Annotated in this window: 14 protein-coding genes and 1 pseudogene; 11 read left to right on the top strand and 4 right to left on the bottom strand. The window is 46.1% G+C overall.

The genetic code is table 11. The annotated features are described in order from the left end of the window. Positions 1-243 precede the first annotated feature (243 nt). Genes HRU42_RS03340 through HRU42_RS03330 form a run of 3 tightly spaced genes read left to right on the top strand, consistent with a single transcriptional unit; the run spans position 244 to position 1875 of the window. Positions 244-810, top strand: coding sequence for a GNAT family N-acetyltransferase (locus HRU42_RS03340; protein WP_295028993.1), 567 nt, complete (start codon positions 244-246; stop codon positions 808-810). Positions 811-859: 49 nt separating this feature from the next. Then, positions 860-1390, top strand: coding sequence for a hypothetical protein (locus tag HRU42_RS03335; RefSeq protein WP_295028929.1), 531 nt, complete (start codon positions 860-862; stop codon positions 1388-1390). A gap of 32 nt (positions 1391-1422) precedes the next feature. Continuing rightward, positions 1423-1875, top strand: coding sequence for a VanZ family protein (locus tag HRU42_RS03330; RefSeq protein WP_295028928.1), 453 nt, complete (start codon positions 1423-1425; stop codon positions 1873-1875). Between the two features lie 40 nt (positions 1876-1915). Here HRU42_RS03330 and HRU42_RS03325 read toward each other — a convergent pair whose 3' ends face one another. Both HRU42_RS03325 and metK read right to left on the bottom strand, forming a co-directional pair. Continuing rightward, positions 1916-2953 carry a glucosaminidase domain-containing protein gene (locus HRU42_RS03325; protein ID WP_295028927.1) on the bottom strand — a complete coding sequence of 346 codons (1038 nt, stop codon included), beginning with the start codon at positions 2951-2953 and terminating at the stop codon, positions 1916-1918. A gap of 194 nt (positions 2954-3147) precedes the next feature. Further along, the gene (gene metK / locus HRU42_RS03320) at positions 3148-4302 is read right to left on the bottom strand and encodes a methionine adenosyltransferase (RefSeq protein WP_295028926.1); all 1155 of its coding nucleotides are present in this window, start codon (positions 4300-4302) and stop codon (positions 3148-3150) included. Between the two features lie 440 nt (positions 4303-4742). On the opposite strand from metK, the gene tkt reads away from it, so the two are divergent. The 8 genes from tkt to HRU42_RS03280 all read left to right on the top strand — a co-directional run bounded on the left by tkt (position 4743) and on the right by HRU42_RS03280 (position 15011). Next, positions 4743-6737: a transketolase gene (gene tkt, locus HRU42_RS03315; protein ID WP_295028925.1), complete on the top strand. Its 1995-nt coding sequence runs from the start codon at positions 4743-4745 to the stop codon at positions 6735-6737. A gap of 336 nt (positions 6738-7073) precedes the next feature. Next, on the top strand, positions 7074-8096 hold the full coding sequence (gene epd / locus HRU42_RS03310; protein WP_295028924.1) for an erythrose-4-phosphate dehydrogenase: 1023 nt from the start codon (positions 7074-7076) through the stop codon (positions 8094-8096). Positions 8097-8305: 209 nt separating this feature from the next. Beyond that, the gene (locus tag HRU42_RS03305; protein WP_295028923.1) at positions 8306-9481 is read left to right on the top strand and encodes a phosphoglycerate kinase; all 1176 of its coding nucleotides are present in this window, start codon (positions 8306-8308) and stop codon (positions 9479-9481) included. A gap of 183 nt (positions 9482-9664) precedes the next feature. Continuing rightward, complete coding sequence (gene fba, locus HRU42_RS03300; protein WP_295028922.1) at positions 9665-10729, top strand: class II fructose-bisphosphate aldolase; 1065 nt, start codon at positions 9665-9667, stop codon at positions 10727-10729. Between the two features lie 269 nt (positions 10730-10998). Beyond that, positions 10999-11739, top strand: a complete 741-nt coding sequence (locus HRU42_RS03295; RefSeq protein WP_295028921.1) for a YdiY family protein — start codon at positions 10999-11001, stop codon at positions 11737-11739. A gap of 243 nt (positions 11740-11982) precedes the next feature. Further along, on the top strand, positions 11983-12720 hold the full coding sequence (locus HRU42_RS03290; RefSeq protein WP_295028920.1) for a helix-turn-helix domain-containing protein: 738 nt from the start codon (positions 11983-11985) through the stop codon (positions 12718-12720). Between the two features lie 73 nt (positions 12721-12793). Then, the gene (locus tag HRU42_RS03285) at positions 12794-13237 is read left to right on the top strand and encodes a hypothetical protein (protein ID WP_295028919.1); all 444 of its coding nucleotides are present in this window, start codon (positions 12794-12796) and stop codon (positions 13235-13237) included. 388 nt (positions 13238-13625) lie between these two features. Then, a complete protein-coding gene (locus HRU42_RS03280) occupies positions 13626-15011 on the top strand; it encodes a hypothetical protein (RefSeq protein WP_295028918.1) in 1386 nt (461 codons plus the stop codon). Positions 15012-15043: 32 nt separating this feature from the next. On the opposite strand, the gene HRU42_RS03275 is transcribed toward HRU42_RS03280, so the two are convergent. After that, positions 15044-17272 carry a PAS domain-containing protein gene (locus HRU42_RS03275; RefSeq protein WP_295028917.1) on the bottom strand — a complete coding sequence of 743 codons (2229 nt, stop codon included), beginning with the start codon at positions 17270-17272 and terminating at the stop codon, positions 15044-15046. 143 nt (positions 17273-17415) lie between these two features. Further along, a pseudogene (locus HRU42_RS03270) lies at positions 17416-17803 on the bottom strand (hypothetical protein). Positions 17804-18163: the final 360 nt, after the last annotated feature.

Here is an 18163-nt window from a genome sequence, read left to right as displayed (position 1 = left end):
TATGTGGTCATTATTGCTTAAATCGATATTTACCCCATCGTAGCAGTCGTAAATTGTGTGGTCTCTATCGAAGCTAGTACCGCGAGTAAACTGTCTGGACTGGTTAATCGTGCGAATCAGAACGCCATTATGCAAATGAATGACGTGTTTGGGGATTTACCGAGAGCGGATAATTAAACGCTTACTTAGTATATAATCATGGCTAATTTGTTTATTCATCATTTAAAGGTCAATACCTGCACCATGAACATCAGACTAGCCCGTATGGGTGATCTCAAGCAGTTGGTAGAGCTGGAACGAATCCATCTTAATGACGAACTCAGTGACGGAGCACAAGCTTATGCATTAGATGGGCAAGCTTTTGCAGAGGCTGAATTGAGACAGTTGATCGACTCTCATTGGATCTGTGTTGCTGAGCGAAAATCTGACCGTCTCGATGGGCAAAACGGTGAGATACTAGGTTATGTTATTGCTGGGGCCTGGTCGTTTTTTGAATCTTGGCCTGTGTATCAACATATCCTTAAGAGATTAAAGCAGTTTAGTCTTGGCGGGGTTAAGTTAACCAAGAGTAATTCATGTCAATATGGCCCTATCTGGATTAAGAAGGAATATCGTGGCCAAGGTATTTTTGAGGCTCTGGTCAGTGAGATAAAAACGCATGTACAAGCTCAATTTCCCTTTATGCTGACCTTCATCGCCGAAGATAATATGGCATCCTTCTCGGCGCACACCAATAAAGCATCGATGCAGGTGTTGGATTTTTTTACCTTCGATGACAGAGATTATTATTTACTGGGCCTGTCTACTTGAATATACAAGATTCAATAAGCCTTAATTAACCTCCACAGGTAATGTCATCATGAATTCCGAACCGGATAAACACGTATTACAGCGAGTGCAAAAATTGCTCGCGCCCTTTGCCAGAGAGTCGTTGTCGGCTTTCGATAATATGAAGTTAGTCATTGCTGTTATTGCTGCAGATATGGAGCAGAACGTCAATGACTCAGCTAAACCTGCTGCTATCATTGGCTATGAAGTGACGCTGCGAAGGGGGGCTCACCCAGACATTGAAGATAAACACTCAAAAATTGACGATGACAACAGCAAGAAGAGTGAACAATTTTACTGTGTAAAGTGGCAAAATCTGTGGGTAAATTGTGGTCTCACTCATGATTATAGTGCATCGATTGTATTGTTAGATCATGATGGCAAGGTGCAGCAGATAAAGGCCCCAAGCTTATCTGATGACAGCCATGAAGCCGCTGGCAAGGGATCACTCGATATCATAGATATTGAGATGTCTTCATTGAGGGAGCTGCATGTCGCGGTATTATCGCTCCAGCAAGTTGAATTCATGTGTCTGGAGTATGCACATTTTGACCATTGCTAGTGGCTCGGTTATTACCTCGATGGGGGGATTGGATGACTAGAAGTGCGCGGACAGGGGAGCGTAAAAACGTTGTTTTTACACTAATGAAAGTGTTCAGTTTACTGTTCTTCTCTTTTATCCTATGGATCATCTACACCGCTAACACAGGTGGCTCTAGTGTGTTTTTCGAGCTTGTCGCCGCGATCCCCTATGGCGATAAACTTGGGCATACCTTGCTGTTCGGCATATTGACCTTGGCGGCTAATATTTGTTTTAAATTCAGCAGTTATCGACTCTCGTTGCCATTCGTCGCCCAGCCTAAAGGCGCCTCTATCTATTGGGGAACCACTTTGGTATTGATATTTGTATGCATCGAAGAGATGAGTCAGGCGTTTATTCCCAGCCGAACATTCGACTGGTTAGATTTAACCGCCGATGGGGTGGGTATCAGCCTGTTTTCTTATGCTTCCTACCGGCTTGCAAGAATTTTATCTTTTAAGCGCTAACGTAAATCAGAACGTTAGCGCTTAGATATCTAGACTCTAGTCATTCTTGATGCTTACTGATTAAATGCAGGGGGGCCTGGCTACTGAGGTAAGCCTCATCCACCTGATCTAACTTATTAAACCTTATCATCTCGCGAATGCCATCTATGTAAGCCTGGCCACGTTCTGAATACTTATCTAAGGTGCCGGCAAGCTCGGGTCCTGTAATTGCCTGTTCACTATTTCTTAACTCGGCACGGAGGTTACGCAGTTTTAGATAAGCATTATTGGTATTGAGGTTAAACATATAGCCTTCTACCGATGCTAACGGACTATCGAATCTCGCTAAACCATAGTTACCTAACTCTTTACGCTGTTGCTTGGGGATCATGCCGTTGCCGCTAAAATCCCATTGACCGAAGAATGCATTGCCCTCTAAGGTGAATCTTGAGGTAGCCCAGCCACTCTCTTCGGCTGCTTGGGCTAGCACTAACGAAGGTGGCAATATATCGACTCGATCCAATAATTGAGTGCGTAGCAGTTCGGTAAGCGGCAGCTTACTATCTGTTATGGTTCGGTATTTTAGCGCTATGCGCCTTAGCTCTGGGGCATCGAGCTCGGCAGCTTCGATTATCTGACGCTCTAGTAATATCTTCTCGTTAGACACTAAGATCAGCGGGGCCATCAGTCGGAAAAAGACCATCTTCTTCTGTTGCACGGGTATTTCATTAGATGTCTTATGCCAGGTATCGCTGACGCCTCCGAAAGTGAGCCGCGGTACTTCGCGATGACCTTCGAGCCAGCGTTGGTTGTTATAGTCCAATGAATCAAATAGGGCGATAAGATCGTCGAGTGAGTCCAGTACGACATCTTTAGCCGCACCGGTGGGGATGTTGTCGCTCAGTTGCGGGTGATTGCTTTTCCCTGGTGCCACAGCCGATGACGCGGCTGGCTTAACGGGGATATCTGTGACATCCAGGGTTTGCTCCTCTGAATCTATGACCTTGACCGCGCCGCGGGTGAAACTATCGACTCCCCAGTAGAGTGAGCTGCCTATGAGTAGGGCAAGAAGTGTTAATTTTCCAAGGTTTTGTTTCATTATCTTTCCATCGAAGGCGTGTTGAAATTGATCAAAAATATGACTTGCCAGTCTACTAGCAAGGAACTTAATCGGAGCTTAACCTGGCAAGATTTTTTCAAAAATATCGTAAGTAACGTGATCTTGATGCGGGGTATTAGACATAAAAAAACCGCCAATTGGCGGTTTTTAGGGATTAGACGGGTCAAACAAATTTATAGCTTAGCACCCTCTTTCAGTGCCTCGGCTTTATCGGTACGTTCCCAAGGGAACTCATTACGGCCGAAGTGACCGTATGCCGCTGTAGCTTGATAGATTGGGCGAGCCAGATCTAGCATCTCAGTCAGGCCATAGGGACGTAGGTCAAAGTGCTCACGTACCAAGGCGATGAGTAGCTCTTCAGATATCTTGCTGGTGCCGAACGTCTCGATGCTGATAGAGGTTGGCTCGGCAACACCTATGGCATAGGAAACCTGTAGCTCACAGCGATCGGCAAGACCCGCTGCCACTATGTTTTTTGCCACATAACGTGCCGCGTATGCTGCACTGCGATCGACTTTGGAAGGATCTTTACCCGAGAATGCACCGCCACCATGGCGAGCCATGCCGCCGTATGTGTCGACGATGATCTTACGACCCGTCAGACCACAATCACCTACTGGGCCACCGATAACAAAACGGCCGGTTGGGTTGATGAAGTATTTCGTGTCTTTAGATAACCACTTAGCCGGTAATACTGGCTTGATGATGGTTTCCATGACGCCTTCAATCAGGTCTGACTGGTTTACGCTGTCACAGTGTTGAGTCGAGAGTACGACTGCGTCGATACCTGCGATGCTACCATCGGTATTATAAGCAAACGTGACCTGACTCTTCGCATCTGGGCGCAACCAAGGCAAGGTCTTGTCTTTACGAACTTCAGATTGACGCTTCACCAGTGCGTGTGCATAGGTGATAGGCGCAGGCATGAGTACGTCGGTTTCGTTGCTGGCATAGCCAAACATCAGACCTTGGTCACCGGCACCTTGCTCTTTAGGGTCGGCGCGGTCAACACCTTGGTTGATGTCTGGAGACTGTTTACCAATGACATTCAATATAGCGCAAGAGTCGGCATCGAAGCCCATATCAGAATGCGTGTAACCAATTTCACGTACAGTCTTACGGGTGATCTCTTCGATATCGACCCAAGCAGAAGTCGTGACTTCACCACCGACCATGACCATACCGGTCTTTACATACGTTTCGCAGGCGACACGAGCCTTAGGGTCTTGCTCTAGGATTGCGTCGAGTACCGCATCAGAAATCTGATCGGCGATTTTATCGGGATGCCCCTCTGAGACTGACTCGGAGGTAAACAGGTGCTGTGCCATGTGATAAATCTCATTTTTAAAACAATTTGAATGTGTAGAAGTATCTACATCTAGACGTCTATATTAATTCAAAATGAGTCGGCGATCACCCCCGTTCACTAATTATTAGCAGATATTGTGACATGAAATAGGTGGAGTTAGTGTGTTTATGACTTATTAAACCTTATTTATCAACCTTGTAGGTTAACTCGTGTCGATGAATTTAATTCAGCCTTAAATGAGGTAAAGGCGACGTTTAGCGAATACTATGTTTCGAAGATGGCGCTTCGTCCCATGACTTACAGGGAAAAATCATGATTTGGTGAATTATCGTTTGCGTCCGTGTGTTATGTGGGCGAAAATATGGCTCCAAATTTTGCAGTAGAGCATCGATGCCTAATTCAAGTGCTGATTGATATGGCGCTCGATGATCTAGACCTCAAAACCAAGCAGGAGACAGCATGTCATCTCGTAAAGAACTCGCAAACGCTATCCGGGCATTAAGTATGGATGCCGTTCAAAAAGCCAATTCTGGTCACCCAGGTGCACCAATGGGAATGGCGGATATCGCTGAAGTGCTTTGGAATGACTTCCTTAAGCACAACCCTAATAACCCAGAGTGGGTTGATCGTGACCGTTTTGTCTTATCAAACGGCCATGGTTCTATGCTTATATACTCTTTGCTTCATCTGACAGGTTATGCACTGCCTATCGAAGAGCTTAAACAGTTCCGTCAGTTGCATTCTAAGACACCGGGTCACCCTGAATATGGTTACACTCCGGGTGTTGAAACCACCACAGGTCCACTCGGCGCTGGTATCAGTAACGCCGTCGGTATGGCAATCGCCGAGAAGACCTTAGCGGCTCAGTTCAACCAACCTGGTCACGACATAGTCGATCACTTCACCTATTGTTTCTTGGGTGACGGTTGTCTGATGGAAGGCATCTCACACGAAGCCTGTTCTTTAGCGGGAACCTTAGGCTTGGGCAAGCTCATCATGTTTTGGGATGACAATGGCATCTCTATCGATGGTAACGTCGAAGGTTGGTTTACCGATGATACGCCAAAGCGTTTCGAAGCTTACGGTTGGCATGTGATTGCTGGCGTTGATGGTCATGATAGCGATGCTATTCGCGCCGCCATCACCGCAGCTAAGTCGGTCACCGACAAGCCGACCATGATCTGCTGCAAAACGGTTATCGGTTTCGGTTCTCCTAACAAGTCTGGTACGCATAACTGCCACGGCGCACCTCTGGGTGATGCCGAGATCGCAGCGACTCGTGAATTCCTCGGTTGGGAACACGGTCCTTTCGAAATTCCTGAAAATGTATACGCAGGTTGGGATGCTAAAGATGCTGGCGCGACTAACGAAGCCAGCTGGAATGACAAGTTTTCTAGCTATGAAGCAGCATTCCCTGAGCTCGCCGTAGAATATAAGCGCCGCGTGATCACGGGTGACTTGCCAGCCGATTTTGAAGAGAAGGCGCAAGCCTTCATTCAAGAGTGTCAAGACAAGGCAGAAGGCATTGCCAGCCGTAAGGCATCGCAAAATGCCATAGAGACGTTCGCTGCTATGTTGCCTGAAATGTTAGGTGGCTCTGCCGACCTTGCGGGTTCTAACCTGACGCTTTGGTCTGGTTCTAAAGGTATTCAAGACGATCCAGCCGGTAACTACATCTACTACGGTGTACGTGAATTTGGTATGAGCGGTATCATGAATGGTGCATCGCTTCACGGTGGTTTCATCAACTATGGTGCAACTTTCATGATGTTTATGGAGTACGCACGTAACGCGGTACGTATGTCTGCGCTTATGGGTATCCAAAACGTCTGGGTTTATACTCACGATTCTATCGGTCAAGGTGAAGATGGTCCGACTCACCAGCCAGTAGAGCAACTTGCTAACTTACGTATGACGCCAAATATGACAGTGTGGCGTCCATGTGATGCGGCAGAAACTGCGGTTTCGTGGAAGTCTGCCATTCAGCGTCGTGATGCGCCAACGTCACTGATCTTCAGCCGTCAGGGCCTTAAGGCTCAGGCGCGTACAGCAGAGCAGCTAGCTAACGTCGCGAAAGGTGGTTACACCTTAATCGATTGTGCTGGCACGCCTGACTTGATATTGATTGCTACTGGTTCTGAAGTTCAACTGGCTGTCGATTCAGCCGCTGCACTGACAGAGCAAGGCAACAAGGTCCGTGTGGTTTCTATGCCTTCGACTAACGAGTTCGATAAGCAAGATGCGGCTTACAGAGAATCTGTACTGCCAAAGTCTGTGACTAAGCGTGTTGCTATCGAAGCGGCTCACGTCGATTTTTGGCACAAGTATGTCGGATTCGGCGGCGCGGTTGTGGGCATGACTACCTTCGGTGAGTCGGCTCCGGGCGGCGACTTGTTGAAGCATTTTGGTTTCACCGTTGAAAATGTTGTCGCGACTGCGAACGAGCTGGGTTAATCAGTTCATTTAGCAGTGCATCGGCTAGCTGAATGGCTAGCTGGTATTACTAACGGCTTATCTCATGTGGCTTATTTTAAGCGACAAATAATGGGGTAGGCCGTTGTTACATCTGATAGAGTACGTCTCGCCTGTTGTGGATATTTATCAAAGGTCATTGAATACCATCAGTGACCTTTGATAAATGCCAGTTTTTAAAATAGTCTTTTTACATATATGTTGAAATAAGCATGTTGAAATAAGCAAATTGAAATTGCAGTTTTAACCTAACCCATGGGGTTATTGTTGAGCTACAGATGTCGATTCTAATATTTTTATATAGGGTATAAGCGCTTAATGATCAGAGTTGCAATCAATGGTTATGGCCGCATCGGTCGTTCAATTCTCCGTGCCGTGTATGAGTCAGGTAAGCGTGATCAGATCCAGATCGTCGCTATTAATGAACTGGCAAAACCTGAAGCAATTCTTCATCTCACCAAGTATGACACCACTCATGGACGTTTTCAGTCCCAAGCAGAATTGAGTGCGGATGAAAACTACCTGCATGTCGGTGATGATTCCATCAAGCTAGTGCATGAAAGCGATGCCAGCAGACTGCCGTGGGCCGAGCTGGATATCGATATCGTCTATGAGGCGACTGGCGTGTTATCCGATAGAACCAGCTGCGAGGCTCATATCCATGCGGGGGCCAAGCAGGTACTCATAAGCCATCCTTCATCGAGTGATGTCGATGCGACTATCGTCTATGGGGTGAATCATGACCTATTACGGGCTGAGCATACCGTGGTGTCTAATGCATCCTGTACCACAAACTGTATTGTGCCTGTCATCGAAGTGTTAGATAAACACTTTACGGTGAAAAGCGGCGCTATCACCACCATACACTCGGCGATGAACGATCAACAAGTGATCGATGCCTATCATGACGATCTGCGGCGTACACGAGCCGCGGGTCAATCGATCATTCCCGTAGACACTAAGTTAGCTCGAGGCATAGAGCGCATACTCCCGCAAATGAAAGACAAGTTTGAAGCTATCTCGGTGCGAGTTCCTACGATAAATGTCACCGCCATAGATGTGTCGGTAACTTTAGCTTCAAGAGTCGATATAGAGCTTGTAAATCAGGTGCTTCGAGATTCGGCAAAGGGTCTTTATAAAGGTATTCTAGGCTATACTAATGAGCCTCTGGTGTCCTGTGACTTCAACCACGATCCCAGATCTAGCATAGTCGATGGCACTCAGACCCGAGTGAGTGCCGGTCATCTGGTTAAGTTACTCCTCTGGTGTGATAACGAGTGGGGCTTTGCTAACCGTATGTTAGATACCAGCTTAGAGATGATTAAGGCGAGAAGGCTGTAGGACTGGCTTTAGCCGGGAGAAGATGGTGATAAACCTAGGTTCTAGGATCGAAATTCTAGAATCTCGGGGCTAAAGCCCCTCCTACACAGAAGCCCCTCTTACATCTTTATATCTGATGGCCCGGTGTTTTGTCCCGGTGGTCAGAGTGAACCGAATTGATTTACCCGTTTTTAACTTTAATTTTAACTTTAACTTTTAAGGAAACGTAAATGGCGATTATTAATATGTCAGCGTTGGATCTACAAGGTAAGCGTGTGCTTATTCGTGAAGATCTGAACGTACCTGTGAGTGATGGTGCTGTCACCAGTGATGCGCGTCTTAGGGCTGCATTGCCGACGATCAAGCTTGCGCTGGAAAAAGGTGCTGCCGTGATGGTGATGTCACATCTGGGACGTCCTACTGAAGGGGAATTCAACGCGGAATTCTCCCTCAAACCTGTCGTCGATTACCTGACTAAGGCATTAGATTGTCCAGTGCGTCTGGCTAATGATTATCTCGACGGTGTCGAAGCAAACGTCGGCGAAGTAGTGGTATTTGAAAACGTGCGCTTCAATGTCGGTGAGAAGAAAAATGATGCAGCCCTAGCCAAAAAGCTGGCGGCGCTTTGTGATGTCTATGTAATGGATGCTTTCGGCACCGCACACAGGGCACAGGCGTCGACTCACGGTGTGGGTATGCATGCGCCAATTGCCTGTGCGGGTCCACTGCTTGCCAATGAACTCGCGGCATTAGGTAAAGCGCTGGACAATCCTGCTCGTCCTTTCGTGGCGATTGTAGGCGGGTCTAAAGTGTCGACTAAGCTCACGGTATTAGACAGCCTATCTGGCATAGTCGATCAGCTCGTGGTTGGTGGCGGTATCGCCAATACCTTTATCGCCGCTGCCGGTCATGAAGTGGGTAAGTCTCTGTATGAGGCCAATCTCATCGACGAGGCTAAGCGTCTGGTTGCTAATGCTCAGAGCCGAGGTGGTGATATTCCTGTACCGACCGATGTGGTGGTGGCCAGCGAATTTAGTCCGACTGCAAGCGCGACGCTTAAAGATGTGAGTGAAGTGACCAAGGACGATATGATCTTCGATATTGGTCCCGATAGCGCGCGAGCCTTAGAAAAAATTATTAAAGGTGCTGGCACCATAGTCTGGAACGGCCCTGTAGGTGTGTTCGAGTTCGATCAATTCGGTGAAGGTACTAAGCGTATCGCCCTGGCTATTGCCGAGTCTAAGGCGTTCTCTATCGCCGGCGGCGGTGATACGTTAGCGGCAGTGGATAAATATGGTATCGCCGACAAGATCTCATACATCTCTACCGGTGGTGGTGCTTTCCTCGAGTTTCTCGAAGGAAAAGAACTTCCGGCTGTAGCTATGTTAGAATCTCGCGGAAAATAACAAACATAAACTGATTTAGAGTGAAATAGTGCTGTTAAAATTATAATTACCCTCTAAATCGGCGATAAAAAGAAACCGTGCTTTGGTTAAGTTCGATGCTGAGACCTAGGTCTGAGTATCGTGTTTGACCAAGGCATATAAAAATCAATCCAAGCGATAGTCACCCTATTATTGGAGTAAAAAATGGCTTTAATTTCCCTACGACAAATGCTCGATCATGCTGCAGAACATAACTATGGCGTACCTGCTTTCAACGTAAACAACCTTGAGCAGATGCGTGCCATCATGCAAGCTGCCGAAGCGACAGACAGTCCTGTGATTGTTCAGGCATCGGCTGGCGCACGTAAGTATGCTCGTCCTCAGTTTCTTAAGTATCTGATGGCCGCCGCTCTCGAGCAGTATCCTGACATCCCCGTGTGTATTCACCAAGATCACGGTACAGATCCAGATATCTGTCAGCGTTCTATTCAGCTTGGCATGTCATCTGTGATGATGGATGGCTCCTTGATGGCCGATGGCAAGACACCGGCATCATACGAGTACAACGTAGACGTAACGCGTAAGACTGTCGCTTTTGCTCATGCCTGTGGTGTGTCTGTAGAAGGTGAAATTGGTTGTCTGGGTAGCCTGGAGACAGGTGAAGCCGGTGAAGAAGATGGTATAGGTGCTGTGGGTATATTGACCATGGATCAGATGCTAACCACACCGGAAGAGGCGGCGCGTTTCGTCTCTGACACTCACGTCGATGCCTTAGCTATCGCTATCGGCACTAGCCATGGTGCGTATAAGTTTAGCCGCAAGCCTACCGGCGAAGTGCTGCGTATCGATCGCATCAAGGAAATTCATGCACGTATCCCTAACACTCACTTAGTGATGCACGGTTCTTCATCTGTGCCTCAGGAGTGGCTGAAGATCATCAACGAGTACGGCGGAGACATCCCTGAGACTTATGGTGTGCCATTAGAAGAGATCGTCGAGGGTATCAAGCACGGCGTGCGTAAGGTCAATATAGATACCGATCTTCGCTTAGCCTCTACCGGTGCTGTGCGTAAATTCCTGGCCGAAAATCCAAGCGAATTCGATCCGCGTAAATTCCTTAAGGCATCTATGGAAGCCATGGCCGATATCTGTACCACGCGTTATGAAGCATTTGGCGCCGCGGGCATGGGTTCTAAGATTAAGCCTAAGTCGCTGCAAGCCATGTATAAGGCGTATCAATCTGGTGAGTTAGATCCACAGATTAACTAATGACTAGCCTAGCCTAGCGATGTAGCCGATTTATAAGCTAAAAATGCCCGCCGCTAGCGGGCATTTTTGTATCTGAATATTTCCTATCGACAGCGGATATAACCCGCTTTGCTTAAGTGGCTGTTAACTGCTTATAAAGCTTGTTAATTCGAGGTGTATCTATAGATAAGCTGGGTTTCGGCCTAGTTGTTACAGATTTTCATTTTTGTTTCTAGAATGTTAATATCACGCCGATTTTAAGTGATATGATCTTTCGGAGTAGAATAAAGATGAACAAAATGCTGATAGTGTCTGCCATGATAGCGGCGGCCCCTTTCGCTGCACAAGCCGGTGCTGACTTTGTCGAGGGCGATAAAATTTTTGGCGGCGACGCTGAGCTAGGTGCGACCTTGACCACAGGTAATACGGAAACAGCCTCGATAAAAGGCCGCCTAGATATGAAGCACGAGTTGGGGAACTGGGAAAATCAGTACTTGTTCGAAGCCTTATATAAGGAAGATACGGGTGAAGTAACGGGTAAACGTTATTTTGGTTTGATCCAGGGCGATTACAAGTTATCCGACACCCGCTATCTGTTTGTCAACGCAAACCATGAGATCGATCCTTTCACCGGTTTCGATTCTACCTCAACTCTCTCTTCCGGTTACGGTTATAAGTTTATCGACGATGGTAAGACCCTGTTTAATGTTGAAGTCGGTCCAGGTTATAAGTATAAGCGTTTAGACACTGAGAGCGCAGCTCTAGTGGGTTATGACGTCGAAGATAGCTGGGTTGCTCATGGGGTGGCGAACTTTGAAACTGAGATCTCTGAGAGTGCTAAGTTTAGGCAGATGTTTGTTGCCGATTATGGCGAAAGCTTTGCGGGTCGCTCAGAAACCTCAATCACAGCCAATATCGTTGGTGCTTTAGCAATGAAATTTGCCGTTATAGTGCGTTATAACGATTCGCCCCTCGATGATAAAGAGAGCACAGATACCGAAACGAATATGACCTTACTTTACGCATTCTAAACGTATTTGAAAAAGATAAGCGTCATCGTGGCGCTGGTTAAATCACCTCACACACCGCTTACATGTTAACTATGCGCACACGGACGTGTCAACTTGTATCTTTACTTGCTCACTACTATCAATTGCTTGTGTGCTCTTAGTCACGATTCCTTTCAATAGTTACCGAGATGTTATTGCGGTCACTGATTCCTGTGCAAGGAATAGATACAATGTTTGACCGTCAGATAAATTAGGCCTCTAACTATGCAAATTGGTTGCTGCTGGTTTGACATAAAATTTACCACACTATCGAGTCAGAAAAATGATACCAGCTGGAAAATGCCCTTGGTGGAGTTTGTTGTACTCGAACACTTAGTTCGTTGCAGGGATCAGGTGTTATCAAAAGAGCAGCTACTGCAAGGATTACCACAAGAGCATAGATCACCGGCTAAGCTACAAGAAGCGATCGATAGGATCAGGTTTTTTCTAGGCAAGCAATCTGCTCAGCTGTTAGAGACTATAGATGATCAAGGTTTCATTCTGCATACTAGAATGAAACCTTCTATAAATCATACTCTCTCTGGCCCCCTAGCGGGCATGACTAAACAGCATTATGGGCTATTAATCGCACAGATCTTGCTATTAATTATCTTCATTCATTCCATTTTTGAACCAGCAAAGTTAATTAAACCATTGAATAAACATGAAATAACCACATCGACAGGTATCGTATCTTATTACCCCGTGGCCAATGAAGGGGAAACTCTTGCTGATATTGAGCATCTGTCTGATTTTTTTTTACGGCAGCTTGAGCGTTGCGACACTGTACTCTGGGATGATGTGTTTGTTTCATTTAGTCATGATCAGAGAGTGAGCAGTATAGTGTTAAAACGGGAAGGCGTTGAGGGAACAGAGGTGAAAAACGTTAAAGGGCTTTCATCTGCTGTTAGTGAGAATTATATCGACCAGTCATGGTTAAGAAGGACAGGTATCTGTGGTTGATTTTTCTCAGCGAAATAAATATGGGCTGCAGATATGGCCAATATTGTTCAGTTTATTCACTGTTGTGATATTAATGTCTGGTTTGCATTATTATCATTTAAGTGAAGATGGGATCGATCTAGTCTGTAAAGGAAACTCATATGGGGAAGATGCCTCAGATGATTTGGAGTTACTGTTAACTGTTGAGACTAACGCTAAACAGGTCATGTTAAATTATCAGTTTTCCCGTAAAGATAACCCCTTAGGTAAAATCACCTTCATAGGTGTTCTAGACACTCTCGATGTTGCGAGTATGACCTATAGGTTATTGATTGATGAGGGGGAGTTGCAACTTAGTTTTGGTCAACAAGCAATTCCAGCCCATATGTCTTACATAATAGATTCGGCAAAACAGGTTTTAGCCGATCCCAAAACAGCGAGATTAAACCTCCACATTATAGATATGGATAGTGCTAAAGGTTATGCTGTCATTCAGTTTCATCCTGGTAATGGTATCTGGATCTGCGATCTTGATTAATCGTGTTAGCACTAAAGCTATTGATAGGCGATATCTTAAGATGGGCCTTTCACGGTAAAGTTTTCTCTTATTTCGGATATGGTATTAATAAGGTTTTAGACTATACTTACGATCTAATATCCCATTAATTTTTAACTGTTTTATCTAAATACACCTCTTGTATCTTCTGCATGAGAAAGTGATCAAACCATTACTCTCTGTATGGCCTTTTTAGGCGGAAATGAGAAAATATCGTGCTTTGCAGCACATCAAACATTGCTATAGTAAATTGTTAATTCTATCCCTTGAGGTCATCGCCTACTATTTGCCAAGACTAGTATGGTGACAGTGAGAGAACAGGCTAAACCGATAAGGCATTCTGCTGGAATTTAAAGGAAACTGGAGCTAAGTGTCGAAAATTAGAGTCAAGCAGGAAGAGTCGCTGTCTATTAAGTTTATTCATCAGATGAAGGTGGGGGATAACCGACGTCTGGATCTCTATTTCTTCTTGCCTAAAGAGATGGGGATAGGTCCTCAGAGCCTGAATGAAGAGGAATACTATCATTCGGCAATCACAGGACGTCGGTCATATTATTCCAGCGGGCTTCACCTGCCTCTGGTACAGAGCCGTTTTGCCAGTCAGAAGAAACGTACGATAGAAGAATTTCGCCTCTACTTGAATCTATTTGCCTATCAATTCTCTGTAGCCATCGAGACAGATAGCAAGGAGCTGGCACAAATTGAAGAGCCTGCAGACTTCTTCAATTCTCTGCAAGGTCTGTGTGACTTGGTGAGTCAACTGCTGAAGAAGTTTCGTCGCAATGAGCCCAGCGATCCCAAATGGAAGTCCTATTTTGAGAATGCCGACAATTACCTCTCCTGGTTCTGTGAACAGCGTCTACTGAAACTCTTGTCTACCGCGCCTAGAAGTAACGAATACAGTGATATTTTAGATTCGGCTATCGCCCTGTGCCGAGCTGAGAGCGAACATAGAGAAACTAAGCGCTATAATTCACAACAGACTAAGGATGATCCTAATCGCATCTCCAACAAGATGTTGCTGCTCCGACGTTTGATCCAGCAAGGTGTTGTATTGAAAGAGGAGATGAAAACCTTAGGCACAGGCCTTAAGAAGATGACTACCGGCTTTGCGACGGCCATGGTGATGTTGGTCGTGTCGGCGCTTATTATCAAGGCTCAGGGAGTATTTAGCGGCTTAACCATAGCCCTAGTGTTAACGCTGGCGGTGATCTATGGTTTTCGTGAGATCTTTAAGGAAGATATTCGCAATGCACTCTGGCGCCTGATACAGAAGGGGAGGCCCAAGTGGAGTAGAATACTCAGAGATACCAATAACCAGGCACCGATTGCCAAGCAGCTGGTTTGGTTAGACTTTATGAAAACTATCGAGTTACCGGGTGATATCGCCGAAATTCTTAAACGGCGCCATAGGCAAAATAAACTCGATGCCGAAGTGTTGCATTATGGTATTCATACCCGGGTGACTCAGAAAGAGTTTCTGGCTGGTTATACGTCGATACAAGAGCAGGTTAACTTTAGTTTAGCCCCATTCGCCCGTTTTCTGGAGCGGGGCAAGGCGAAGATCTACAAGGAACAGGATGGTAAGATCAGCAATGATTCGGTGGAGCGCCGTTATCAGATCAACCTGATCTTAGCGGTGAAAGACGGTAAAGACGCGGTGCAATATGCGCGTTATAAGATCACCATGAACCGCTCGACCATTATCGATATCAGCCAGAGTGAACTACCCGAAGGCATAGCAGCAATAGCATAAGTGCCTAAGTGCTAGAAACTAGAAACTAGGACCTAGGGGCTCTCTGAGTTCGAACGCGTAAACGCCTGACAGATATTTTGCTCGCCTATTTGCTTAGCGCGTTTAAGTGCGACTTCGGCATTACTCAAGTACTGTTCGAGATTTTGCTCCGGTTGAAAAGACGCTATGCCCATGCAAATACCTTTACCCAGCCCCATATCATTGAGACTCGCTAAAGACTTGATGGCGAAATAATGTGCCTGATCTGCATCAGTATCGGGCAAGATGAAGATAAGCTTACCTAGCTGCCAGTGAGACATCTGGTAATTGGATGGCAGCTCTCTGAGGAGGAAAATCTCAACTTCTTTCTGCCTGCTCTCGAGCAGCCCGATATCACTCATATGACTCAGCATACTCTCAGAGGTGATGTCCAACAGGAGTAGACTAGAGCGATCTTTACTGGTGTGTTCTAAAGAATCGAAGTAGCTTTCAAGATCTCTATAGTTGACCAAGATAGTCGAGCGGTGAGGCACCAGTACGCTGGATTCATCATGGTTATTCTTGATGATCGCCTGTTCGAAGGTACAGACGATATAATCTAGCTCTCCGGACGCATCGGTATGCCCCTTGAGTGTGGCTTGTAAGCAAGTATTAGTACTCGATGTGGAACATAATACCTGACCTTTCCAACTCCCCTGCAGCAATATTAGCTGAGAGATTTGCGACCATTTATTGCCTAAATCATCGGGCAAGGTGTCAATGATATTGCTACATTCAGTGTTTGACTGTATTTGCTGTTCAAATGCCGGGTTAGCACGAATGATAGTGCCGTCTGCCTGGATCAGGGCCGATGGTACGCCACTATTATTCAAGACTCTGCTCAGGTAGGCATCTTGCTGCGCGTGTTTGAGCTCACTGACATCTTCGAAGGTGATGACCAGATAGGCTCCCAGTTCATCTTTAGAGGCCTGGGTTTTTATATGGGCAATTATCTTGGCCTGTGTTTCTGCACCCATATCCAGACTCAGCTCACCTTTCCACTCTTGCTTTTGCTGGATCTCAGTCACGATACGTGAATAGTCATCGTCCTCAAGTTGTAGGATCCTTTGTAGACTGCGATCGAGTAGCTCATCTTTAGGCAAAGATAACTGAGTTGCCGCCAATTCATTCGCCGAAATCACCCGATTGTTATGATTGACTATGATACAGCCCACCCGTCGGTGGAAGAGTCGATTCGATAGCTCTATGCTGAACTGTCTGGATCTCTGCTCTAAACGGTACAAGTGACTCAGCAGAATGAGCATAGAGGCCAACAGAGTCAGCAAAAAAGCACAGCTCATGAGTATGGTGCGCCAGCGGGAAAAATTGGCTGCTATATCATCATTGCGCACGTAAGATAGCAGGAAGTATTCTCTGCGGGTCTCATACTGGGTCGTCAGCTCGATTTTTAGATAGACGAAGGTGGCATTATCACCATGAAACTGCCCGAAGTTACTCATGGCCATCTTACGCCATAGTGCCGGATAACTCTGCTTCAGGCTGCCTCCCATAGTATCGGGAACACGCTTCAATGACGGGCGGGCATCTGCACCGGCATAGAGCAAGCCCTGAGTATCTAACATCAGTAACGGTGATTGACCGCTGGAATAGGTAGGCTTGATACTCTTAAGCATCTTAGACATAGAGTTATATGTCACTAAATAGCCTCTAACACTCTGATCGGGATTCTCGAGCCAGGCGAGTTGATACAGGTAAGGCTCTAGCTTGCCATTGACCGGGCTAAACTCCAGTGGAGAGGTGTAGATCTCGTTGCCACCCATGTTTCTCGAGTCGCCGAGCAGGGAAGGGGGCAGAGGTTCATGGCCGAAATTATCGCTGGTAGCGAATTTGAAGTTGCCTTGGGGATCGAACAGGGCGATATCTAACAGCTCGGGAACATTACCGGTTATCTCACCCCAGTTTTTCTCGACCTTGTCTTGTCTAGGAATACTAGGCACATCCAAGTAGCTCTTGAGCAGTTCTGACTTGGCAAACATCTGAGTGCGAAATTGTTGGAAAGAGACCTTATCTGCGATCAAGGTGCCCACAGCTTGGAGCTCACTGTACCTCTGAGTCGCCCAGTCTTCCTGGAGTCTACGTTCGCCTAAGGTGATGATTACGTTACTGAGTAATACCACGCTGATTATCAGAATGAAGATCTGTGTTGCCACCGACAATAGTCTTTGATTTGACCAATGAATATCTTGGGCCGGGATAAGAGGTGATAGTTTTGGCGTCAACATCTAAAGTATTTTTGTTGTTTGTTTTATGGGAAGCCATATTAACATAAATCAAATTTGCGAACACTGCTGGTTACATGAATATAACTTTGCTTTGTTAAAGCGAATGAGCTTGCTGTCTACCCAGAAGGTGACGAGTGGGGCATTCAGCCGACAACACCTAAACGTCGATGTTTAAATACGGCGCCGCTCTGCTCAACCCAGATTCTACAAGCCGCAATATCCACCCCTTCTAGGCCATCTATGGCCGAGACCTGTATTGAATCGATAGAATCGACGGCCAGTCGAATGAAGGCTTTAACGCTGGCATAGCTCCCCTTCAACTTGGGCTTACAGTGCAGCAGATAAGCGGTTTCATTATCTGCATTGAGTGAGATTGACAGGCTATCTACCCAAGGTGCCAGCTCAGGTAAGATGTTGCGCCGGTGAAACAAGTTAGCTAAACCATCAGTATTGGCAACGCAAGGTGCATCGGCCGATAATATTAAGGTAGCGACTATTACGTATATCGTAAACTAAGGTTGAGCTTGCCATCTGTGCCTTAGGATAAAATCTCGGAGTCTTATTGTAGGGGCATTGCGCGTTGTAGACTGATAAACGGATCACATATCTAGCCTTCGACTTCGAGCTCAAGGTGGTAAGCTATAGCCAAAAATCAACAGCTGGATGTTGAAATGAGCTCAGCTATCGGCAAGGCTTCACTTTTGATGAATCTAACTGGTTAATGCTACTTCTAAAGTTGTTCTCTGAACGAAAAACTAATTTATTGGCGCTGTTGTAGGTCAATGTTGACTATACTTAATGAATGAAGCTAACTGATTGAGGGTAAAGAAAATGAAAGCAAAATTATTTGTGAGTAAACTTAACCAGATAACAAAAGCACTTATCTCTATG

The sequence above is a fragment of the Shewanella sp. genome (assembly GCF_013214165.1).
Classification (GTDB): Bacteria; Pseudomonadota; Gammaproteobacteria; order Enterobacterales; family Shewanellaceae; genus Shewanella.
This window is presented reverse-complemented; position numbering and strand designations above follow the sequence as displayed.